The sequence below is a fragment of the Streptomyces sp. NBC_01257 genome (genome assembly GCF_035917255.1).
In the GTDB taxonomy this organism is placed as follows: domain Bacteria; phylum Actinomycetota; class Actinomycetes; order Streptomycetales; family Streptomycetaceae; genus Streptomyces.
On record NZ_CP108472.1, the window covers coordinates 9136985 to 9159556 of the forward strand.

At 67.9% G+C, this 22572-nt stretch carries 20 protein-coding genes and 1 pseudogene; 9 read left to right on the forward strand and 12 right to left on the reverse strand.

Annotation, left to right across the window (positions count from 1 at the left end; translation table 11 throughout):
* Positions 1–276 precede the first annotated feature (276 nt).
* From OG408_RS39785 to OG408_RS39795, 3 genes are all read right to left on the reverse strand, one after another.
* Positions 277–1449, reverse strand: a complete 1173-nt coding sequence (locus OG408_RS39785) for a zinc-binding dehydrogenase (RefSeq protein ID WP_326674384.1) — start codon at positions 1447–1449, stop codon at positions 277–279.
* Positions 1446–2954 (reverse strand): flavin-containing monooxygenase, encoded by a 1509-nt coding sequence (locus OG408_RS39790; RefSeq protein ID WP_326674385.1) that lies wholly within the window; start codon positions 2952–2954, stop codon positions 1446–1448. Before OG408_RS39790 ends, OG408_RS39785 begins: the two co-directional genes overlap by 4 nt.
* Positions 2955–3144: 190 nt before the next feature.
* Positions 3145–4815, reverse strand: coding sequence for an MFS transporter (locus OG408_RS39795; protein WP_326674386.1), 1671 nt, complete (start codon positions 4813–4815; stop codon positions 3145–3147).
* 356 nt (positions 4816–5171) lie between these two features.
* Here OG408_RS39795 and OG408_RS39800 point away from each other — a divergent pair, with 356 nt between their 5' ends.
* The 3 genes from OG408_RS39800 (at position 5172) to OG408_RS39810 (ending at position 7212) form a co-directional block, all read left to right on the forward strand.
* A complete protein-coding gene (locus OG408_RS39800) occupies positions 5172–5804 on the forward strand; it encodes a TetR/AcrR family transcriptional regulator (RefSeq protein ID WP_326674387.1) in 633 nt (210 codons plus the stop codon).
* 411 nt (positions 5805–6215) lie between these two features.
* Entirely contained in the window at positions 6216–6749 is a 534-nt protein-coding gene (locus tag OG408_RS40255) for a transposase (protein ID WP_442806158.1), read from the forward strand.
* Positions 6676–7212, forward strand: coding sequence for a DUF4240 domain-containing protein (locus OG408_RS39810; RefSeq protein WP_326674389.1), 537 nt, complete (start codon positions 6676–6678; stop codon positions 7210–7212). The genes OG408_RS40255 and OG408_RS39810 overlap by 74 nt, the downstream gene beginning before the upstream one ends.
* 171 nt (positions 7213–7383) lie before the next feature.
* Here the strand turns inward: OG408_RS39810 and OG408_RS39815 are convergent, their stop codons facing one another.
* The gene (locus OG408_RS39815) at positions 7384–7719 is read right to left on the reverse strand and encodes a DUF6193 family natural product biosynthesis protein (RefSeq protein ID WP_326674390.1); all 336 of its coding nucleotides are present in this window, start codon (positions 7717–7719) and stop codon (positions 7384–7386) included.
* Between the two features lie 646 nt (positions 7720–8365).
* Here OG408_RS39815 and OG408_RS39820 point away from each other — a divergent pair.
* A complete protein-coding gene (locus tag OG408_RS39820; RefSeq protein WP_326674676.1) occupies positions 8366–8983 on the forward strand; it encodes a hypothetical protein in 618 nt (205 codons plus the stop codon).
* Positions 8984–9620: 637 nt separating this feature from the next.
* On the opposite strand, the gene OG408_RS39825 is transcribed toward OG408_RS39820, so the two are convergent.
* Positions 9621–10220, reverse strand: coding sequence for an SMI1/KNR4 family protein (locus tag OG408_RS39825; RefSeq protein WP_326674391.1), 600 nt, complete (start codon positions 10218–10220; stop codon positions 9621–9623).
* A gap of 72 nt (positions 10221–10292) precedes the next feature.
* A pseudogene (locus tag OG408_RS39830) lies at positions 10293–10772 on the reverse strand (IS5 family transposase); the annotation flags it as partial.
* 57 nt (positions 10773–10829) lie between these two features.
* On the opposite strand from OG408_RS39830, the gene OG408_RS39835 reads away from it, so the two are divergent.
* Complete coding sequence (locus OG408_RS39835; protein WP_326674393.1) at positions 10830–11309, forward strand: hypothetical protein; 480 nt, start codon at positions 10830–10832, stop codon at positions 11307–11309.
* Here OG408_RS39835 and OG408_RS39840 read toward each other — a convergent pair.
* Positions 11301–12133 (reverse strand): IS5 family transposase gene (locus tag OG408_RS39840; RefSeq protein WP_326674395.1). Its coding sequence is split into 2 segments (ribosomal slippage): positions 11301–11783 and positions 11786–12133, totalling 831 coding nucleotides; the frame shifts between segments, so codons are not numbered across the junction. The two genes, OG408_RS39835 and OG408_RS39840, sit on opposite strands and share 9 nt — an antisense overlap.
* A 54-nt stretch (positions 12134–12187) precedes the next feature.
* Here OG408_RS39840 and OG408_RS39845 point away from each other — a divergent pair.
* Complete coding sequence (locus OG408_RS39845; RefSeq protein ID WP_326674396.1) at positions 12188–13084, forward strand: hypothetical protein; 897 nt, start codon at positions 12188–12190, stop codon at positions 13082–13084.
* A gap of 30 nt (positions 13085–13114) precedes the next feature.
* Here the strand turns inward: OG408_RS39845 and OG408_RS39850 are convergent, their stop codons facing one another.
* The 3 genes from OG408_RS39850 to OG408_RS39860 form a co-directional block, all read right to left on the reverse strand.
* Positions 13115–13612, reverse strand: coding sequence for a hypothetical protein (locus OG408_RS39850; protein WP_326674397.1), 498 nt, complete (start codon positions 13610–13612; stop codon positions 13115–13117).
* 118 nt (positions 13613–13730) lie between these two features.
* On the reverse strand, positions 13731–14072 hold the full coding sequence (locus OG408_RS39855; protein WP_326674398.1) for a DUF6233 domain-containing protein: 342 nt from the start codon (positions 14070–14072) through the stop codon (positions 13731–13733).
* Between the two features lie 5 nt (positions 14073–14077).
* A complete protein-coding gene (locus tag OG408_RS39860) occupies positions 14078–14425 on the reverse strand; it encodes a hypothetical protein (protein ID WP_326674399.1) in 348 nt (115 codons plus the stop codon).
* 333 nt (positions 14426–14758) lie between these two features.
* On the opposite strand from OG408_RS39860, the gene OG408_RS39865 reads away from it, so the two are divergent.
* The 3 genes from OG408_RS39865 to OG408_RS39875 all read left to right on the forward strand — a co-directional run bounded on the left by OG408_RS39865 (position 14759) and on the right by OG408_RS39875 (position 17132).
* Positions 14759–15223 (forward strand): hypothetical protein, encoded by a 465-nt coding sequence (locus OG408_RS39865; RefSeq protein WP_326674400.1) that lies wholly within the window; start codon positions 14759–14761, stop codon positions 15221–15223.
* Between the two features lie 75 nt (positions 15224–15298).
* Complete coding sequence (locus tag OG408_RS39870; protein ID WP_326674401.1) at positions 15299–15556, forward strand: hypothetical protein; 258 nt, start codon at positions 15299–15301, stop codon at positions 15554–15556.
* A 484-nt stretch (positions 15557–16040) separates the two neighbouring features.
* A complete protein-coding gene (locus OG408_RS39875; RefSeq protein WP_326674403.1) occupies positions 16041–17132 on the forward strand; it encodes a hypothetical protein in 1092 nt (363 codons plus the stop codon).
* Positions 17133–17824: 692 nt separating this feature from the next.
* Here OG408_RS39875 and OG408_RS39880 read toward each other — a convergent pair.
* Positions 17825–22066, reverse strand: a complete 4242-nt coding sequence (locus OG408_RS39880; protein WP_326674404.1) for an nSTAND1 domain-containing NTPase — start codon at positions 22064–22066, stop codon at positions 17825–17827.
* A gap of 43 nt (positions 22067–22109) precedes the next feature.
* Entirely contained in the window at positions 22110–22451 is a 342-nt protein-coding gene (locus OG408_RS39885; protein WP_326674406.1) for a CU044_2847 family protein, read from the reverse strand.
* Positions 22452–22572 lie beyond the last annotated feature (121 nt).

Here is a 22572-nt window from a genome sequence, read left to right on the forward strand (position 1 = left end):
CACGATGGCTGAGGGGGCCGGCGCCGTGAAGTGCGCGGTCGCCACGGCGTTGGCGATGCGCCGCGGGCAGCGGACGACATGCTCCAGCGCCGGGATGCAGGCGGCGGCTTCACGCGCGCGACCTGATCGACGCCCACCTCGCTCTTGCGCACGCGGACCGGCAAGAGACGCGGAGTCCCCGCGAAACGCCTCCTGCGTGGCGTGCCGGCGTACCGGTGCGCATTGAGTTGTCGGCTGAGGGATCTCCGCCCGGCCGGTGTCGCCGACCCGGGCCTGTCAGTTGGGCATGATGTCTGGCGATTCGAGTGCGGGGTCGATGAGGATTTTGGCGTGGATGTCGGGGTCGGCGAGCGCGGTGAAGGCGTGGGCGACCCCGGCGAGGCCCACCTTTCCGGTGACGAGGTGTGAGGCGTCGAGAGTGCCGTCGGCGAGTGCGTGGAGGGTGTCGCGGAACTCCAGCGGGGTGTATCCGACGACGAACCGCAGATCGAGTTCCTTGTTGACCGCGAGTGAGGGCCGGATCGTGTCTGATCCCATGCAGACGCCCACGACGACGACGCGCGAGTGCAGTGGTGCCGCTGCCATGACGCCGTCGAGCATGCCGGAAACGCCGACGCACTCGAACACCACCGGGCGCTTCGGGCTGGTGGCCCCCACCTTGTCCAGGGCGCGCCACGTGGTCCACCAGGGCACGGGGAGCCGGTCCATGCCTTCGATGGCGTCGATGCCGGCGTTGTACTCGTCGGGCATCGTGGCCATGAAGCCCCGGCCTGCGGATGCCCTCTGCCAGGGGGACTCGACGGCGGGGTCGACCACGGTGTCGGCCCCGCAGCTCCTCGCGAGCGCCCGCCGGCCCGCGGAGTAGTCGCTTGCGATGACAGCGGCGACGCCGCGGGCCTTGAGTACGGCGATGACCGCGAGGCCCACCGGGCCGCAGCCGAGAACGACAGCGGTGTCCTTGCGCGTCACCTGGCCACGGTTGACGGCGTGCCAGGCCACCGCCATGGGCTCGGTGAGCGCGGCGACGTCGGGGTGGAGCCCGTTGGGGACGCGAAGCGTGAGCGACTCCTGGACGACGACTTGGTCCGCGTAGCCGCCGGGGGCGTCGGCGGACAGGCCGATACCGTCGACCTGGCGGCCGGTCCGGACGAGGGGGACGGTGACGACCGGTGTGCCGGGCTTGAACCTGTCCGACGTCCAGGGGCCGTGGCCGACGACCTCGCCGTAGATCTCGTGCCCCATGACGACGCGTTGTCCGGAGCGCATGTAGCGCGGGTAGCCGCACAGTTGGAGTGTGTCGGCGAGGTCGTCGCCGTGCAGGCGGGCGTGGAGGTCCGACCCGCAGATCCCGCACCGCTTCACGTCGAGGAGTAGCTGGCCGGCCTTGGGGCGCGGTGCCGGCAGGGTCACCAGTTCGAGGCTGCCCCTGATGAGGCTCGCCGCCTTCATGACGCGTCCGCGGTCGTGGCCTGCGGCCGCCGCCCCGCTGAAGGTGAGGGTGGTGCGAGACGGTACGCGTCCGGCTTCCACCGGGTGGCCTGGCGGCGGAAGGCGAAGGTCCAGTCGGGGTAGAGGGTGGCGTTGCGGCCGTTCGCGTCGCGGTAGAAGCTCCGGCAGCCGCCCGTCTCCCACACCGTCGTGGCCAGCTTGCGGTCGAGTTCCGCGTTGTACAGGTCGTGGATACGCCGGTCCACCTCGATGGTGGCCGAGCCGGAGATGTCGAGGGCCCGGATCGCCTTCCTCACGTGCTCGGCCTGCGCCTCGATCATGTAGACCATGGAGCTGTGTCCCAGGCCGGAGTTGGGGCCGAGGAACATGAAGAAGTTCGGGAAGAGCGGTACGGACACGCCGAGGTAGGCACGTGGCGAGCCCGCCCACACGGTGCTCAGCAACTTGCCCGTCCGGCCCCGCACCTTGTCGGCGAACGGGATGTCGGTGACGTGGAAGCCGGTACCGAAGACGATGGTGTCCACCTCTCGTTCCACGCCGGCGGAGTCGATCACGCTGTGCTCGCGTATCTCGCGCAGGGCCCGGGGGACGAGTTCCACGTTCGGCTTCTGCAGGGCGGGATACCAGGTGTTGGAGGGAACGATCCGCTTGCACCCGAGGGTGAAGTCCGGTGTGAGGGAGCGGCGCAGCGCCCGGTCCTTCACCTGGCGTTCCAGGTGTTTGCGGGCGACGTTCTGGAGCAGTCCCATCAGGTGTGGGTGCTTGGCGAAGCCGAGTACGAGCAGTTCCTTGGAGACGTACACCTTGCCGCGCTCGATCTTCTGACGGAGCGGGCGGGCGCGGAACCTGGCGCGTTCGGTGTCGGTGATGGGCCTCTTGTCGTGCGGGGTGATCCAGGGGGCGCTGCGCTGAAAGACGAAGAGGGTGCCAGTCCGGTCGGCTATCTCGGGTACGTACTGGATCGCGGAGGCGCCCGTGCCGATCGAGGCGACGCGCTCGCCGGTCAGGTCGTGGTCGTGGTCCCACTGAGCCGAGTGCATGATCTTGCCCTGGAATCGGTCGATGCCGGGGACGTCGGGGAGCTTGGGCTCGGTGAGCGGGCCCACGGCGCTGACGAGGACCTGGGCGGTCCACGGTCCGGTGTTCGTCGTGACGTGCCAGAGCTGGTCGTCCTCGTCCCAGTGGGCCTCTTCGACCTCGACGCCCGTGCGCAGGTGCGGGCGGAGCCCGAAGCGGTCCAGGCAGCGTCGCAGGTAGTCCTGGATCTCGGGCTGCGGTGAGTAGGTTGAGGTCCAGTCGGGGTTGGGGGCGAAGGAGAAGGAGTAGAGGTGCGAGGGGACGTCGCAGCGGCATCCCGGATAGGTGTTGGACTGCCACACCCCGCCGGCGTCGGAGCCGCGTTCGAGGATGCGGAAGTCGGTGAACTTCGATTTCCGCAGCGCGCGTCCGAGCGCGATGCCGGAGAAGCCGCTGCCGACGATGAGGACTTGAGTGTGCTGCGCCACGAGGCGTTCTCTTTCTGTGTGCGGTGATGCTCGTACCGACGTCTCTTGCGCCGGCGCCGCGGGGACGGCGGCGCGGGGCCGCCTCTGAGGCGTCGGCCCAGGTCCGTCGTGAGGCCGGCGGCGCGGGCTGCCGGGCTCTGAGGCCGCGGCAGCTCATGCCCGCCGTCCCTGTGCTGGGGCAGCGGAGCCTTCAGGCGGACGGCGACAACCGACTCATCTCCAGGTCCACGGCTCGCTGGTGTGCTTCTGCGTCCTCGCGCGCCCGGCGGGGACTCCACCGGCCCTTCATGGCGAAGGCGAGCGGCAGGAACACGATCTGGCCGCCCATGGCGACGAGCCACCAGTCACGCCACTGCGCGGGGCCCTCCTCGGACGCCTTCTGGACCTCGGAGCCGTGCTCCTCGAGCACCTTGAGCTGAGGCTGCGCCTTCTGTACGAGGGCCAGATCGGCCGGACCCACTTCGGCCACCGCTCTGGTCTGCAGCTCGGCCGGCACCTTGCCCGGCGGATACTTGGCGAGTTCGGCGAACAGTGCCGGGTGGGCCTGCACCACGGCGAGGGCGGGACCGGCCTGGGCCTGAGCCACCTGGACCTCGTGGCCGTGCTCGACGATCGGCGTCACCGAAGTCACCGCGACCGGCAGGAAAGCGGCGGACACGGCGACCACTACACGCAGGATCCAGCCCCACACGGCCAGCCCCGTTGCGGTGGCCGCGGGGTTGTGCCGCTCGACGGTCTCGGTGAAAGCCGCCATCCACGGCGCGTAGGTCAGCCCGCTGAACAGGCCCATGACCACGAAGAGCCAGGCGAAGGTGTAGTACCCCGTGTCCTGCCGGGTTGCCAGTGAGGCGAAGACCGCCGTACAGACCACGGAGCCGACACCACCCACGATCATGATGGGCTTGCGCACCCGCAGCCGGTCGGAGAGTATGCCCGCCCCGATCAGGGCGATGGCGCTGGACGCCCAGTACCAGTTGCCGAGGGCGTTGGCGCGCTGCTCGCTGTAGCCGTAGACGGCCGAGTAGTAGATCACGAGGTTGCCGACGGCGGCGTAGTAGAACAGCAGGTACACACTGATGCCGAAGGCGGGGCCCAGGATGCCGGGACGCAGCATCTGACGCCAGTGGCCGGAGGTCTGCGCCTCGGGGGCGACACCTCGTGCGCGGGCCTCGACCAGGGCCCGGTCGTGCAGGCTCACCATGACCTGGTCGCGCAGCCTGGGGGAGAGTTCCCGCAGTCCGAACAGTGCGATGAGGAAGACGACGAGCGCCGCCACCCCCGCATAGCGCAGTTCGTCCTGCCAGCTGGAGGTGTCCAGGGTCGCGCTCGTCACCGTGGTGACGACGAGGCTGCCGATGATCGGCCCCATGGTCCAGGACCCCATGGCGGTGGCCCGGCCCAGCTGTGGTGAGAAGTCCCGGATGAGCGCGGGCGTCGCGACCAGGACGATGCCCTCGATGAAGTACAGGGCGCAGAACAGCACCAGATACGTCGTCTTGTCCGGTGCACTCGGGAGGAACAGGACGAGGACGGCGGCCAGCAGCACGCCGTAGACGACCATGTTGGCGCGGCCCCACCGGTCCGCGAGGCCCGCCACGAGGGAGGCGAAGGCGCCGACGGCGTTGCCCACGACCGACAGCATGATGAAGTAGCCGAAGGTCATGCCGTAGTGGGTCATGATCGAGGTGGCGACGGCGTACTGGATGTAGAGCAGGTAGTACAGCACCACGGTGGTGACGACGACGATCCCCAGATACGTGTACCGGGAGGCCGGCCGGGGATAGGTGGGCAGGTCACGGGTCCAGAGCCGGGAGACCACCCCTGGTGAGGTGTCGTCCAGGACGAGTGAAGGGGCGGACACGCGGCGGCTCCTGTGGTGAGAGAGGTGTGCCGGACCGGAGGGCGGCTCGGGAGATTCGACGTCGGAACGGCCCGGAGAAACGGGTTGCCTGCGCTGCTCCCCGGACGGATCCGTGCGGCGCCGCGGTGCACCGGGGACCGCTGGGAAAGCGGTGTGGCAAGCAGTATGTGAGCGGGTCCGCCGGGCGCACAAGGTTCAGGAACGCACGAGTTCCAGATTTATTCGGCTGCTCGTCCCGCCAGTGATCCAGGGCTACCCGGGGCTGCCCTGTCAGGATCTACGGGCCGGCCCTTAGGGTTTGAGGGGCGGGCTGGACACAGGAGCGGAGCCGGTTCGCGTTCGGAAAGGGGAACGGATTGAGCGGGCAAGAGGCGGGCGAGCGGGTGCGGGGCGAGAAGTACGGAGGACAGTCCCGCGAGGCGCGCGCCGCCGATCGGTGCGAGCGCCTCGTCCGGGCAGGCCTGGAGCTCTTTGCTGCGCGAGCCTTCGACGACGTCACCGTGGCCGAGGTCTGTGCACGCGCGAAGGTGTCGAAGCGCTACTTCTACGAACACTTCACCGACCGCGAGGAGTTGCTGCTAGCGGTGCACCGGCAGCAGAACGACTGGCTCCTCGCCGGCATGGCCGCGGCGGCACCGCAGAGGCCCGCAGACCTCGAGGCGTTGCTGCGCCCCATGATGACGACGCTCGTGCACATGCTCGCCGGTCACCCGGATTCGGCGCGGGTCATCTACATCAACGCCCCGCGCATGGAGCTCCGGCGCCGGGGTCTGCTGCGCAAGGACGCCGAACTGTTCGGCCGGCTCATCCGCCGCACCCTGCCCGAGCCACCCGACGCGCTGCGCCACAACCGGGAGCTCCTCGGCCTGGTGGCCGGAGTCACCGAGGTGCTGATCGACTGGCTGGAACGCGACATGGCGGACGATGCCGACGTCCTGGCCGACCACCTCACCGGATTCGCCCTCGCGCTCCTGACCGGTTCCGAGTGATTGCCGTGCCTCTACCGCACGGACAGTGTGACTGCCCGCAAGGCGGCCACCGATACGCTGTGCGGGAGGTGGCCTTCGCGCATGGGGAGGCTCCTTCAGAGCTCGGTGGCACCTGAAGCGCCGAGGCCGGACCGGCACAGCCCAAGCCGGCGCGGGCAGACCGTAGGCGCGGCGCCGTCGCAGGTTGCCGGCTCCGGAATATGCCGACGACGGCTATTCCGGTCAGCGCGGTGTGTGCCGGGGTTAGCGACGGTCGGGGGAGGCCATCGCTCCGACTTCCTGGAAATTCGAGAACGTGGCTACCGGGGCAGCCGCCAGGTCGTCCGCAAACACCTCGCCGTCCTCAGTGCCGGCAATGCCGAACCCGTGCGGACCGACATCCCCAGCCCTCGAGAGATCACCAGCTGGATCATGCGCCCTCGCGCGACTCTCACCGACCAGCAGCAGGAGAAGCTCCTCGAAGTCGGGATCGCCTGCCCAGACGTCACCCGGGCCTGCGATCTCGCGCGAGCGTTCACCGACCTGGTCCGCAACCGACGTGGGACCTTCGTACTCGAATGGATCCGGCAAGCCGAGCAAGACGCCAAGAAACCGATGAACGGCTTCGCCGACTTCCCTCGCCAGGACTTGGACGCCGTCACCGCCGGAATCACCCACACATGGAGTTCCGGTGTATTCGAAGGCCATGTCAACCGGGTCAAAACCTTCAAACAAGCCATGTACGGCCGCGCATCGTGCACGCTTCTGCGGACCCGGATCCTCACCCAGCCCTGGCATTCGACGTCCCTGACACCCCTCGAACTCTCTCAGCCGAGTAGGCACCTCACAGACTCCGGCAGGTTGTCCGACCCAGGTGCCATGCTCTGCCGCCATGGACATCGAACAGTTCTGGAACCTGATCGACCAAGCTCGCGGCAGCGCCGGCGACTCCACGGATGCCGATGACATCGCATCCCAGGCCACCGCGCTGCTGGCCGCCCATGAGCCCCAGCAGATCCTCGCCGCCCAGCAGATCCTTTGGGATCTCATGGCTGCCTCCCATCAAGCCCCCCTCTGGGCTGCGGCCTACCTCATCAACGGCGGATGCTCCGACGACGGCTTTGACTACTTCCGCGGATGGCTGATCGCTCAAGGCCGCACCGTATTCGAGCAGGTCACGGCCGACGTCGACTGCCTCGCCGATCTTCCAGCCGTCCAGGCGGCAGAAGCCGAGGGGATCGACCTTGATGGCGAGCAAACTCTGAGCATCGCCTGGGACGCCTACGAGATCGCGACAGGCACGGAGCTTCCCAGCGATGCCTTCACCATCAACTACCCCGATCTCGATCCCGCCTGGGACTTCGACTTTGACGACCACAGCGAGGTCGCCGCCAGGCTGCCCCGGATCGCGGCGCTCTTCCCAGAGTGATCGGTCAACCAGGAATCTGGTGCGTCACCATTCGAGCCATCTTTCCGGACGATGGTCCGAATGGTTCACGGAACTCCGGGCAGAGCCTATTCAAGGCTCTGCCCGGAGTTCCGTGAATGATCTTGAGCAGATGCCTCGGTGTCCTGATGCCGAAAGCGTGGCGGCACGTCGTCACACCCGCTCGTCCGCAGAGGCCGTGATGACAGGATCAGAGCCGGTGGGTAGGAGTTCAAGCACGAGAGCCACAGCCTCTTCGGCGGTGTCAACTTCGCCGATGACGGCGAAGGGATGGCGTCGGCGAACCTTGAACCGTCCGTTGTTGAGCAGCACAACGTCGCCCAGGGCGATGCCGTAGGCGGAGAAGGGAATGCAGGCGACCTCGTAGCTGCCATCGTTGACTGCCTTGAGCCAGAGCTGCTCGACCTGTCCGTCCAGGTCAAAAGGGGGCCAGGTCGGCGCGCGCGATGTAGTTGGTCGAGGTGCGTCCGACCGGTTGCTCAGGGACAACGAACTGCATGACGGACCCCCTCATTTGGCCAGCTCTGATGGGCTGCCATGATGCCGGAGCCTGACCACTACTGGAGCTGGGATAACGGCCACGAGGGGCCCGTTGACCTCGAGGCGGAGGCCCTGGAGACGATCAGCGCATGAGCACCAAGGCCCCCCGCGTGCTGCTGGGACCAGGCCGTCTTTTGATGCGGCCTCGCTGCCTGACGGCACTTCAGAAGTCCGCTCCGGGGCGGCCGCCATCGGCCTGGTAACCACGTTGACCGCCCCGGACCCACCCAACCCGTACGAGACGAGAGGGAGAGCCCCGTATGAACTTCGATCTTCGCGTTCACAGCCGGATCGGCCCGCGCACCCTTCTGATCGCCACCGCCGCCTGACCACTGGCCGGCTGGACCGCGCACGCCGTTGCACTGCACAAGCGCCTCGCCGCGACCAAGCGCGACCCGCTGACCGGGCAGCGGTGATCCCCTCAAGCTAATGCGGCTTTCGGGATCACCGCGCAGACGTCATGCGCTATGTCGGCGCCGCCTGCCCGGAGCGCACCGCGGAACTGCCCAGGTAGCGGGCCCGCTCCGAGCCCGACGCCACCTGAAAGCCCATGGCGGTGTAGCAGTGGGTCCGGCATCATCCCCATGTGATTGTGATGCAACCCGTTCTGGAGATCTCCGCCGCCGACGACTTCGCGCTCTGGCCGGTTGGCGAGCAGGAATCGTATGGCTACCTCCTGCTGAACGGGGGGCTGACTCCGGCGGAGGTCGGCACGGCGGTTATGCAGATCGCCGCCTGCAACGACTTCGAGCCGGAGGAGGAGCACGGGCCGTGCCCGACCGACCCGCTCGGCGCATTCCTGCACGGGCTGCTCACCATGCCTGATCTGTTCGCCGCCGGAGGGTTCCGGGTGATCGAGAATGCCACCGACACCGTCTTCGTCGAGCCGGGCTGCTGCAACGGCCTGGAGACCTGGCGGGACTGGCTGGAGGTGCTCGACGGCACCGGCTGCGCCTACTTCGGCCACGATCCGTCGTCGGTGGCCGAACGCGTTGGCGACACTGTCCGGCTGACGTTCGACGCTTACAGGACGGACGGCAGCCCGGTGATCGAGCTGTCGGTATTCCAGGCACGCAGGCTCGTCGCGGGCGCCCAGCAGGATCTGCAGGACTTCCTCGGTCTTGCCGGAATCTGGGCTGAACAACACTTGCTGGCGCACGCCGCCGCCGTCACTGCCGCCCTGGCACGGGCACTGGACCTGGCGCCCACATAATGACCAGTTTCCTGACCCACCGATCGCACGTGCACGACGCCCGTCTCCCCCTCCGCCGCGGGCACAGCGCGCTGCGGACTTGCATCACCCTCTTTGCTCCGTACGGCTTCCGGGCGACGTACCACCACCTCACACTCAGCGCCGCGATCCCCCGGCGGCTGGAGGCGGACCAGGACGCGCTGGTGCGGGCAGTGGAGGAACTGCAGAAGCGGGCGGGGCGGCGGGCTGTGGTGAACCCACTACCGTGGTGGCTGCGGAGCTGGTGGGAGGGCCCGAACCGCGCCTGGTACGAACACCCGTTTCGCCATCCGTCGCTGCGGCTGCCTGAGTACGTCCGGCGACAGAACGCGATCCTGGATGGCGCCGACCTCCCCGGCTGCCCCGACTGCGGGGACGAGAGACCGCTGGTGTCGAAATCGACCGGGCACGGCTGGGTGGAGCCGTGTCGTGGGTGCGCGTGGGTGCTGGCGCCATGTCCGTGCGGGCAGCGGCACCGGTTCGTCCCGGAGACGCCATTCAACTGGAAAGGGATCTGGCAGCGGGCGCACATGAGCGATGACGGCATGCCGAACCCACGTTGGTCTGCGGGCTAAGAAGTGATCTCATTAGGTTGCCGCTGTGAAAGGGCGATGGCCTCTCACATGCCGCGGTCTGGGCCGTCCCAAGGTTCGGGGCGTTCGTCAGCAGACATTGGAAGATGTCGCAACTGCACGGGGCCTGGGTAGAAGGCTGCGCTGTTGGGCCCGCTCATGTCTTCGCCGATGAGGTAGCGGTAGAGCCATTCCGCGAAGCACATGCGGTGCTCTGCCCAGGTTTCGTCATAGTTGATCAGGAGCCTTGGAGCGTCGGGGGCATCGAGCAGGAAGATAGTCTCTCCTCGGTCGGTGCTCGCGATCGGCCATAGCCCATTGCGGGTGCCAAAACTCAGCTCGTCGAGTCCGAAGAGCCGGCGGGGGTCCTCCTCTGCCTCAAGATCGAGGTCGTCCCACGGCACCTCGGACCACGACGTGATCTTGCTACGAATGGTGCGGCCCAGGTTCCACCGCTCGGTCGCAGGGTGGGCAAGGTAAAGGTGCGCGTTGATCTGAATGGGGGCGAACGCGTCCACGAGGGTCCTGTAGTCGGGAGGCAGTTGCATGCCGAGCTCTGTGTGGAGTCGGTCCCAGGCGCCCGGGTCCGCATAGCGGTTCTGCGCCGGGCCGAGCATCGCCATCGCGGCAGCCAGGTAGTCAGTCATGAGTTCCTCGACGTGTGTACGCGGCGCGGTCTGTCGCGTTTGGCCGCGTCATATAGAGCCGTACTTTACGGATCAAGTCGAGTTGATGACCTTCGCGAGTCTGCGGTAGCAGATCAGAGCGGCGGCGATTCCGGCGAAGGCGAGGAAGTGCCCTGCTTTGCGTTCGTACTGACGGTGCAGGCGGCGGCATCCGGCAAGCCAGGCGACCGTTCGCTCCACGGTCCAGCGATGACGTCCCAGGCGCTGGGAGGACTCGACGCCCTTGCGCGCGATGCGCGGGGTGATGTTCCGCGAGCGCAGCCACCGGCGCAGGTGGTCGTAGTCGTACCCCTTGTCGCCATGGAGCTTGGCGGGCTTTCGTCTCCTCGGTCCGCGGCGTGAGCGAATGGGCGGTATGCCGCGCACAAGAGCTTCGAGCCCTTGGCTGTCGTGGGTGTTCGCGGCGGAGATGCCGATGGAGAGGGGCAGACCTGTCCGCTCCGTGATCAAGTGGATCTTTGATCCCTTCTTGCCGCGATCTACGGGATTCGGACCTGTCAGGTCCCCCCTTTTAGACATCGTTTCTTATGGTGGCTGTTGGAGCCTGAGCAATGCAGGGATACTGCTGCTGTGCTGTTGACGTGGATTGCTGAGGTTACGGACGAGCCCTTGGTGCTGGAGCCAGCTGACCGGCATGTGGAGTGGGAGACCAATACCTGGTCGCTGGGTGCGGCGGACGAGGACAGGAGCTCATTGTCCGCCGACGAGGTGGTGGCTGCCTTCGAGCGGACTGCTGCAGCCATCCAGGAACGCATTCTTGGTCTGAATTTCTCCGAGGCGGCGACGTTCTACGTGTGGTACGACGAACAGACCCGGCAGCTCCGGTGCTCGACCGGTTCCGTGGCCCCGGACGCGTTGCCGTTCGGGAGTGCCTACGTGGCTTCCGACGACCTCGGTCCGATCGTCGAGGGCTTTTTGGCAGACAGCGAGCTCGGCTCCGGCGCATGGTCGCACCTGGAGGACGTGCGGAGCCGCTCGGAGCAGACCGAGACCGAGCCGGAGATCGCGCCCTTCCCCGTCTGGGTCAGCAGTGTCGGGGCCTCACACTGACTTCTCCTGCCTGTCCACGCTGACGAGGCGGCGGTGACAGATGAGAGTTACGGCTATGCCGACGAAGGCGAGGAAGTGCTCGGGCTTGCGTTCGTAGCGGCGGTGCAGGCGTCGGCAGCCGGCCAGCCAGGAGACAGTTCGTTCGACAACCCAGCGGTGGCGGCCGAGCCGCTGCGATGACTCGACGCCCCTGCGGGCGATGCGGTGGCGTATGCCGCGGCCGCGGAGCCATCGCCGCAGGTGGTCGTAGTCGTAGCCCTTGTCCGCGTGCAGCTTCCCGGGCCGCCTGCGGCGGGGTCCACGGCGGGAACGGATGGGCGGGATGCCGCGGATGAGCGGTTCCAGGCCCTGGCTGTCGTGCATGTTGGCACCGGAGATGCCCAGCGACAGCGGCAGTCCGTTCCGATCGGTGACCAGATGAATTTTCGATCCCAACTTGCCACGGTCGGTCGGATTCGGTCCCGTCAGAAGCCCCCTTTTGCCGCCCTGACACTGACCGAGTCGATCGCGCACCGCGACCAGTCCAGCTCGCCCCGGGCCCCGAGTTCGTCCAGGACCACACGGTGGAGCTTGGCCCACACCCGGTCATGACTCCACTGGGAGAACCGCCGGTAGACCGTCTGCCAAGCCGGTCCGAATACCGGTGGAAGCTGGCGCCACGTGCAGCCCGAGGTGGCCACAAAGATGACCGCCGCCAGAACCTCGCGGTCACCCGCTCGATGTCGGCCCCCGCCCTGCGGACGCTTCACATCTGTGGGCGGGACCACTCGCCGAAACAGCACCCACAACTCTTCCGGCACCAACCGCTCAACCAGATCCGCCATGCACAGCTCAACGAACGATCAAGCCATAAGAAACGACGCCTTAGCCTGCGGTCCATGGATCTGGATGCTGAACTGAGCGCGCTGGCGGCCCAAGAGGACCTCCCCTCCGACCTGGTGTGGCGTCTGCTCCGGCATCCGGCGGCTCGGCGCTCGATGGCGCTGAGGCGTCGGGACCTGACCGAGCAGCTGATCGCAGAGATCATCAAACTCGGCTCCGCACGTTCCCTCGCGGCCAACACCTCCGTGCCCGCAGACGTCAGGGCCCGCCTGGCGGAGCACCCGGAGCCATCGGTCCGGTGCGGGGTCGCCGCGAGCGTCGCGGACGAGCCGCCAGGGCTTCTGGCCCGGTTGGCAGACGATCCGGATCCCTCCGTGCGGTCGTTTCTCGCGATGAACGACCGCCTGTCGCCGGAGCTGCTGGCCCGCCTGGCCTCAGACCCAGAGCCCAGTGTGCGGTCGTCGACCATCAAGCACTGGCGCGATGCCCCGGACTGGGTGTGTAGGGCTCTGCTGACGGATGCCGATCCCAACGTCCGCAGGGACAGTATTTCGGCTTACTCCCCGCCGGCGGACCTGCTGCCAGGTCTGCTCGCTGATCCTGTGACCCGTTCCGCCGCTGTCCCATATACAGCCCCATCGCTGGAACTGGCTACCGATCCGGACTCGGCCGTTCGCGAGGCCACCGCCGCCCATCCGGACCTGCCTACCGGTCTGCGTGATCTGCTGGCAGAAGATCCGGATAGTTTTGTCCGCAACGCGATCGCAGGCCGCCCGGACACCCCGCTGGGTCTGCGTGAGCGGATCGTGGCCAGCATGGAGACCGCCAGCCTCTTCGCGGAGTGGATCCTGTCGTCCCATCGCAACCCACACACGTGTCCCTCACCAGCACCGGCCCCGCCGATTCTCACCCGAGAACAGGCGGAAGTGCTCCTCGCCAAGGCTGACTTGTAGGCGTGACTGGCAGGTAGCTGAAGAGAACCGTTATCCATCGTTGGTATCTGCGGGCCTTTGCAGGGTCGCGTAGGCCAGGTAGTCGGTTCCGGCTCGTTCGGCGTAGCGCATCGCGGTCTTGGGGTTGATACCGAGGGCGTCGCCGAGGACGGATGGAGGGGCTTGTCGGACCATCTGCATCCAGGCTCTGGAGCGCGTCGCCATGGCGGGGATGCCGCTTTCGCGGAGGATCGTCGCGACGGAGTAGACGTGCATCGTTCGGCCGGGCATCCGGCCGGGGAACGCCAAAGGGGAGTCCGGATTCGCCGCCGTGCTGAGGCCCGGGCGTGAGGCGAGGTGGAAGCGCATCACAGCGGCGGCCGGCTCCGGGATGTCCGTCCAGTCCTTGCCGAGTTTGACCTGTAGCCCGTCTTGGCCCTCACGGAATGCTTCCATGCGCATGGTGACGATCTTGGAGACCGGCTGTCCGAACAGGACGAGCATGATGCCGATGGCCCTGTGCGCGGCGGGCTTCGGCTGAAGCCCCATGGAGCCCTCCGCCGAGAGGCGACCACCCTCCCTACCCGCGCCTCTCATACCGCCCCGGCTGGCGCCCCCGACCAGCCGGGGCTTCTCGCGTTCGGGCGCCCCGCCGTTGGCCGATGGGTTATGCCGACGGGAGCCCGCTCTCCGGCATGCAGACCTGGCACGGCTCGACGTCCGGTTCGTCCAGGGCTATGACGGCGTCTTCGTAGCTGATGAAGCCGAAGGCGCTCTTGTAGAGGGAGCAGTCCCCGCGGTGCAGCAGCGCGGCCTCGTGCGAGCGCTGCGGCTGGATCTTCCATGACTCCCGGGCCTGTACTCGCTCAGCCTGCCGGCGCTCCTTCTCCTCCGCGGCCTCGAGCTCGCGCACCCTCTGGTCTGCGCACCGCAGCTGCCACGCGAGGTACTCGCGCGTCGCCCGCCACTTGTCGAGGCTGGATATCGCACCAGAGCCGGCGCCGGACATCGCTCTCAGCCCGCCTCACCGGCCGGCTGTTCATGAGCATGTTGCAGTGCCCTGCGGGCCGCGACCGCGTTCTCGCTCAGCTCTTTCCAGTACGGGTGCGTCATCACGGTGGTGCTCAGCTCCAGGAGCTGTGCCCGGTATGCCGCGAGCTGCTTCTGCTGCTGGTCGGTGTAGCCGGGGCTGTCGGGCTTGGCGGAGCGGTAGCCGGAGTGCAGCTGCTTGTCCGCCTCCCATCCGGGCATCGGCTCAGCCGACCACGGCAGCGTCTTGGCGTACTGCTCCATGGTGGCGCGGGTGCGGTGGAGGGCGAGCTGGGCGTCGCGCAGGTCCTGGGGAAAGTCGTACGTGGGCACACCCGAATGGTACGTCTGTTCGAATAACGGATGCGAGGGCGCGCCGGGCCGTCATGCGGCGCTCACTCGGACGGCCCCACCCTGCTCCCCGGCAGGGCTGGCGTTCACCGGTTCGGGTATTGCGCCCTGCCTGACGCCGGGGATCGGGCATGGTCGGAGTGGTGGCAGGAGACCGAGCCGCGGCACGTCACTGACGTCGGCCGTGGGGGAGTGGGGTGGGGTATGTGGGAGACCGAGGAGTTCGGCGCGTCGCATCAGGGGCGCCCGGGTCCGGTATTGGCCGACGGCACCGAGCCGAAACCGCTGATCTTCGATACTGGCAGCGGTTCGGAGATGCATCAGACCACTGACTGGTGGGCCTACGACGGCACGCTGCACGCGCCCATCGCGGCTGCGTTGCGCGGAGCGTGCTCGTGCGGCTGGCGCGCCACCGCCCTCCATGCCCTTGACTGGCAGGAGGTCGCCGCCGAAGGCCCGGACTGGTACGACACCAGCGGGCCGGAAGCCGACTGGGACCAGCACATCACCGACATCGAACACCGCACTGTCCCCGTCCCTGAAGACGTCACCGTCCTCCTCGCACAGCTTCGCGCCCGCCTGGAAACCCTGGCCATCGACGCGCCCCTGGCCGCACTCCGAGCCGTCGCCGCCCTCGAGTACCCCCTCGCCGAGGCCGCCCGCACCGCCGCCCGCAACGCCCGCGCGGACGACCAGCCCTGGGACACCATCGCCACCGCTCTCGGCCTCACGGATCTCGACACCCGCACCCGCCTCCACCGCTACGCCCGGCGTCCCTGAGCCGGTTTCGCCGGCTGCTGGGATGTCGTTCGTCGGCGAGCCGCGTTTGGCGGGCGTGCTGGTCGTTGGAAGAGCGTGACGAATTCAGCTCTGCGCCCGGATGACTTCTCCGACGCGGTGCTCGCCCGGTGCCCCGAGATGTCGGAACGCGATGCGGCGAGGCTGCGGGCGAAGGTCCGCGGGGCCCTTGAGGGGCATCCGGTGGAGGAGTGGAGGACCCGGTTCGCCGACGTGATCATCGATCACCGGCACGAGGCGTTCGCGAAGCCGTTCTTCGGGCGGTCGGTGGCGCGGGGAATGCAGGGAGTGCGGGGAATGATCAGTGGTAGTTGAGCGTTCATTCGCATGTGGGTACGGAGGGGACAGTGTCCCCGGGCCTCACCTATCGCCTATGGGGAAGATCGTTCGGCTGAAGCCCCATGGAGCCCTCCGCCGAGAGGCGACCACCCTCCGCACCCACACCCCTCATACCGCCCCGGCTGGCCTCCCCCGACCAGCTGGGGCTTCCTGCACTCGGGCCCGGGGCAGGCGCGGGGTGAGAGCTCTGGCGTCAGGTTCCGGCCGTGTGCCTGCGTCTGTAGCGGCCGCCAGAGCGACAGCGGTCTGGTGCCCGGTGTGAAGGTGTCGGTGAAGTGCGGTTGGGGTAGCTCTCCCGGAGTTGACGGAGGGGGCAGCGGTGGGGCGGGCTAGCCGGGGCAAAAGGGCACGCGACCGGGACCACCAGGGCGAGTGGACCGCCACCAGGGCGGCGGTGAAGGCGTCAGCGATACGGTCGGACACGCTGAGGTTTCTGCCCGGAAACCCCTGGGTGCGTGTCATGGTCAGCTCGAACATCAACAACGTGCTCAGTGACATGCACCGGGTGCTCCTCAACAGTGACGCACCTGAGGGCTCCGCGTGGGAGCTGGCCTGCTCGATGATCCTGGGCAAGCTCGGTATGCGCCCACCATGGCCACCCGGTCCGGACGCGGCCGCGACATGGCAACTGGATCAGGACGTGCGCATCCTGCGATCAGCCGCGCTGACGGTCATCTCGCCCTCCGCTCACGCCGCGGTGATGGCGGCCGCTGCCACCCTCGAGCCCGGCGACCTCACCCTGCTCTCCCGCGACCGGGACGTCGTCACCCCCACCGGCCTGCTCGTCCTGCCCGAGCCCGTCGTGTGCGTGAACCGCACCGGATCACAGTCCGACACCCTCGCCTACGGCTGGCACTTCACGACCCAGCACCAGATGTTCCCCACCGCCCAGTACGCGGGCGTCCGCATCAGCACCTTCATGGACCGCGACGGTCCCGTACAGCCCGACGACTGGCGCACCGCGGTGACCCAGGCCCGCGCAGCAGGCCACCCCCTGCCCCGACTCGTCCCCGACGGCACGTACGGGATGCGCGGCGACCGCGCCGGAACACACGCCAGCGAGCCATCCACCGAGCTGCTGACGCAAAAGCACAAGGAACTCCAGGCCGCACTCACACAAGCATCCGCCTGGCGCTCCGAACCGGTCGCCGACATCGGCGAGTGGTCCGGCGGCCGCGTGGAAGACCCCGACGACGACTTCGCGTGCCGCTACATGTTCGCCTTCTGGCGCCTCGTCGCCCAAGGCATCACCACCACAACCTCCCCGCCCCCCGCACCCCAAGGCCCCCAGTCAACAGGTCACCCCCACGACCCCGACATCCGAGTGGTACGCCTGGCCCGGCAGATCCCGGCCCAACGGAACCCAGAAGCCGGCCAGAACAAGGAGGTGCGGACTTACCACCACAGGTGGCCCGTGCGTATGCACAAGGTGCGGCAGTGGTACCCCTCCGCTCAGGAACACCGCCTCATCTGGCGCGGCCCCTACATCAAAGGGCCGGCCGACGCGCCCCTCATGCTGGGCGAGAAGGTCTATGTGACCGACAGCAACTGATGCTGGATGGAGGCCGCGCATTCGCTGACCGCGGTCAGCGAGATCCGCCGCCGCCCGCCAACTGGCGGGGAGGGTTCACCTCAAGGCCTGGTGACATCCCCCGTAGCAGCGCGCCGAGGCTCGACAGCGGCGTGCTGCCCGTGAGCAGGGCATTGGCGGCGAACAGCGAGGCGCCCTGTGGTGTCATGCCCTCAGCGCCCAAGTTCTGGTCCCATTGGGCCAGTGGCTTTGTCCACGAGAGTACGGGTTCTGGCTCAACTTCTGTGAAGAGTGCACGTGAGTGATGAACGACAGGGGTCAGTTCAGGCGTCCCTCGGGAAACCTGAACTCCATGAGGAGGTCCTCGGCCTCGCTTGGGCCTGGCCGCCCTCGCCCTGCCGGCGCTGCGCGTCATCCTTCGTCACCAGTTGCGCGTCCGGGCCGTCGCCAAGGCTGAGGCCGCCGACCTGCCCGCCCTCTTCCGCGCCTTCAGCCCCAACGAGGCAGAGCCGGCCCCTCCAGCCGACACACCGGAACAAAACCCGAGGAGCTCCCTCAAGGTGCTTGACGCGATAGAGCAGCCTCGGCCAGGGCGTTGCCGCGCCGGTTCGAACAACTGCGCCGCGCCTGGCAGTGACGCGCCCGCGCTGCTCGACCTTGGGCCGGTGCTGCGACGCTGGCCGCCAAGCCCCCGGGTGGCCCTGTTTTCCGGGTCAGCAGGTCCTGCGGTAGGGGACGTCGGGGATGTGGGCTTTCCATTCCTGCTCGGTGAGGGAGCCACTCTTGGTGCAGAGTTCCCGGATCAACTTCGCAGGCGCTACGGCGTGTGTGAGGAATCTGCCGTCCTTGTCCACGCTGGTCAGCATCGAACCATCGGGGGTGAAGGTGACCGCTACGACCGAGCCCAAGGGATCCAGGGTGCCCGTAAGCGGAGGGCCGAGCTGGCTGTGGGTGCGGCTGTCCCACACCGTGATCTGCGCCTGCTCGCCGGGGTCTTGGTTCACCGTGGCGAACAGGCGGCCGTCGTGTGAGACGGCGACGGGATGGCCAGACTCGGTGAACACCGCCCCGGTGCGCAGGTCTTCCCCTGCGGGCAGCAGGGTTTGGGCGTCCAAGGTCCTGAGGTACGGCTGGTCTCCCTGTGGATAGGAGTAGACCGTCGAGCCGTCGTCGCTGATGGCGTTCATCTGCAGGTTCCCGGCGCTCTTGGTGATGATGCGGCCGGACCGGAACGCGACCCGCCCGAAGTTGGGCGCCGCGATCAGGGACGTGCCGCTGGGGTCGAAGAACACGGCTGATCCGTTGCCGTCGTCCCCGAGCTTCGCGCGTATGTCCCGGATCCGGTGCATGGTGGTCAGGTCCCAGAACCTGAGCGCGTTGGTCCCGTCGGGCATCACCACCTGGGCTGCGAACGACCGGTTGTCGGGTGAGAAGGCGAATTCCTGCATCGCCCCGCTGCGCTGTTCCCAGTCGAGGGGAGTGGGGAGAGTGCCGAGCTTTTTCTTCTTGGCCAGGTCCCAGATCTCAATCTTAGTGAGGCTGCTCTGGACGGCGAGGAGGCGTCCGTCGGGGCTGAGGGTGAGGTTGTCCGCCGAGGCACCCGGGCTGGGGATGGTGGTCCGTTTGGTGTGTGTCAGTAGGGACCAGATCTCGATGCTGTTGCTGTTGAGGAGCGCAAGGGTGCGCCGGTCGGCGCTGACCGCGCTCTCCGCGTATAACTTGCCTGTGCCCTTGGGTGCTTTGGTGACTGTCGTGATGTCGAGCGAACGGACGGCGCCGTCGATACCGACGCATCGCAGTCCTGAGCCATCGGCTGTGAAAAGCAGGCCGTTGTCGCTGAAGCACTCGCTGTCGGTGGTCGAGTAGTGCATGAGGGGCTTGGTCTGGCCCAGGAAGGCCATTTCCCAGATGACACCGCCTTGGGCGAGGTACCGGCTGTCCTGGCTGAAGCGGAGGGGATACAGCAAGGGGTCGTCACCCCCGGTGAGCTCTGTGTCCCAGTAGCCCTCTGCCCGGTGGTACACGCGAACCTTCCCGCCATTCGCGCTCAGAGCGGCGAGTTTGCCGTCCGGGCTGAAGACGACCGGGCCGGGAAATCCCTTGGTGCTCAGCTTGAGGTCGGGAACGGGGATCTTCTTCCTCGTCCGGGTGTCATACCAAGTGAACGGCTGTCCCTTGCCGTTGGGGTAGGGGAGGGAGAGTATGCGTTCGTCCGGTGAGAACGAGGTGTCCCAGACGGGAAAACTGCCTCCGGTCGTGGTGGTGATGATCTTCTTGGCCGTGCGGGTGTCCCAGATCGCCATGGTGGGCTTCGTGTCGGCGTCGATTCCCTCGGTCCGCAGATAGGTGCCGTGAGGGCTGAGCGCCACTCTCGGTTGGTGCATGTCTCTGCCGCTGGGGTAGGTGTGCGTGCCGAGGGGGCGCGCGTTGGTGGCATCGAGCAGGCGGGTCTTGCCGTCCTCGGTGCTCACGGCGGCCGTCCTGCCGTCGGCGGACAGCGTGACGTAGCGAACCTTGGACCGGGCGTTGTAGTGGCCGGTTTGTCGGCGGGTGTCGACGTTCCAGATGCCGACGCGGGTGCCGCCGGCGGCGATGAGGGTGTGCCCGGTCTCGTCGAGGGTGGAGGTCGACACGACATAGCCAGGAAGCTTGAGGACCTCGTCTTCCTGCTGATTGTTCAGGGTGAACAGTGCGGACCGCGACTCGGGGGTATCGCCGAGTCGGGCGGAGGCCACCGCCAGTCGGCGGGCGAGCTGGGGGTCGGTGCGGCGGAGCGACTCGGCGGTGCCGGCCACCTGAGCGGAGGCCGCACGGTCGCGCTGACCGACGACGGTCTGTCGCTGTTGGAAGGCGACGCCTGCGGCGATCAGGGCGAGGGTCAGTGCCGTGGCGAGGAAGATGTTGATGCGTTTGGTGCGGCGCAGCTGTGAGCGCTGATGCTGCCGGCTGGTTTCCAGCAACACGGTGATTTCCTCGGGGAGTGGGCGCTGATCCGCCCACTCCTCTCCCTCCGCGAGGAGGGAGCCGTTCAGCAGGTCTCCGGGAAGCTCGCTCTGCGCGTGGCTGGCCTGTTGGTCGGTGGCGCGGTGCAGCCAGACGTGGAACTGCCGGTCCTCGGCGACCCAGTCACGCAGGTCGGCCCAGCCGCGAATCAGCGCGTCGTGGATGAGTTCCGCCGCCGGCTCCCCAGGGGGCTCGCCGACGGGTGTGGTGGCGCCATCGGTGGTGATGATGCGGTGGCGGGTGAGCGCCGCGATAGCGTCGTCGAAGGCGCCGTCGGTGTCGGAGCCGGGGCCTCTCGGGTCGGTGGCCAGGGCGCGCAAGCGTGTGAGGGGGACTTTCTGGCGGGTGGCGGGGATGCCGCTGGCCTCGTCGGCGGGCCGCACCAGTGCGGTGAGGATCCGGCGGGCGGTGGGCTGTTGGTCCGCGGGCACTTGGCTGAGGGCGTGGTTGCACAAGTCTGAAAGGCTGCCCGTGACCTTGCCCATCTGCTCGTAGGCCTCGTGGGTGAGGCGCCCGTTATTGTTGTCACGGCGCAACCACAGCTGAAGAAGTGCCAGTTGCAGAGGTGGGAGCAGCGTGACCGGGGCCTGCCGTGCCACCGGGTCGATGTCCAGGATGTCGTCAACGATCCGGTCCGCGAGGTCGGGCGCGAGAGGCAGGCCGACAGCGGCGGCAGGCCGCGTGATGATCTCGTGCAGGTCGCGGCGGCTCAGCGTCTCGGGGACGTTGCACAGTCCGGGCAGGGCAACGGTCATCAGGTCAGGGGCGAGGGTGCTGAGGGGAGCGTAGAAGTCATTGCGCATGACCAGGAGCACGGTCACGGCGGCGTGGGACCTGCTCAGCTCCACGAGCTGGTCGATGGCTCGCAGCCGTTGGTCCTCGGTGTGTGTGTGCGAAGGCCCGGCCGGCTGGGTGAGGAGTTCCTCGAACTGGTCGATGACCAGGAGTAGATGGTCGTGGTCCGGCTCGCCGTCGAGGCGGGCCCGCGCCGCGCTCGTCAGGCCTTCGGCTACCGTGCCGGGCAGTCCGGAGTCCTCCAGTTCGGTGAGGAGGTCCTGGCCGGGGCGGGCACGCAGGGCCAGCCAGCGGTCACTGCCTGGAATGCCCCCCTTGGCCAGGGCAGGCAGCACGCCCGCGTTGACCAGTGAGGACTTTCCCGCCCCTGATGGGCCGAGCAGCATCAGCAGGCGCCGGTTTCCCCTCAGTGTCGCAAGTACACGCTCCACTGCGGCCTCGCGGCCGTGGAACCAGCCGGCCTGCTTCTCGGTGAACGGCTCCAGCCCCAAATACGGACATGCCGTGTCCTCTGCCAACTCGGGCCAGACGTCCCGCAGCACCTCGGCCGGGGTGGCGTAGGCGGTGCCGAGCCCTTTCAGATACCGGTCAGGGGAAGCGATGGAGGTGACCATGCCAATCGTCAGCCCGGTCAGCTCGTCCACGACCGGCCCGCCGCTGAATCCGGTGGTGAGGTCGTTGGCCTTCGTTAACTGGAGCAGCCGTCCCGTGGCACCGCCCCCGGTCAACAGACCGCCGGCCTCTCCGTACCCGAAGTGGCCACCCGGCGGCGCCTGGGAGGGAAACCCGTATGAGAAGACCCGGTGTCCGCGGGAGCCCACACTCGCGCCCACGGACATGCCCTGGGCCCCAGGCGGCACTGACTGGAGGCGGAGGACGGCGACGTCCTCGGCTCCCGGCGCCCGCCTTTGCTCGGCGACCACCGCCGCCATGACCCGCGGTGTGTCCGGCAGGCGGGGGAAAAGCACCTCCACCTGCCCTCCGGGGTGCTGCCCTGCGGCGTCGACGACATGCGCGCAGGTAAAGCCAGTCCTGCCCTCCGTCAGGAAGCCCGCCCCGGCGACGCCGCCGTCCGGCGCGAGAACCTGGAAGACGCCACTGTGGACGACTAGTTCACCTGAGCTGGCAAGGCTGCTCACGCCCACCCGGGAGGTCATCAGGCGGCCGCTCCGGCCCGGCGCCGAAGCGCCCCCCGCTTCTTCACGGGGCGTCCTGCCCGGAGTCACCGCGCTCCCATACCATGCGGACCTTGAGGTGGAGGGCCGCCTCCCCGGCCGTGATGACCGCACCAGCCTTCGCCGACAGATTCACCCCGAACTCCACCTCCACCTCCCGGGGCCCCGCCTGCTTCAGCTGGTCCAGCACTGCCCGTGCCGTCTCGCGTACGGGGACCAGCGACTCGTGCAGGGTCCGGGGCAGTTCGCGCACCGCTTCGCCGACCCGACCCGCTTTGACCGGCCCGTCGAACTCCGGTGCGCCTTCCACTTCTTCCAGCAGAATCGCCCCGCCGCCTTCCAGCGGCATCCGCGCAAGAGCGGGCACTGTCCTACCTCCTTGGGACCTCCACAACGAATTTGATCCATTTAACCGGGAAACGTCTCCCGTCGGCCGCTGGTCTCCCTGCTTCCTCACAGACCGCCACATACGGATCAGGCGATTCCGT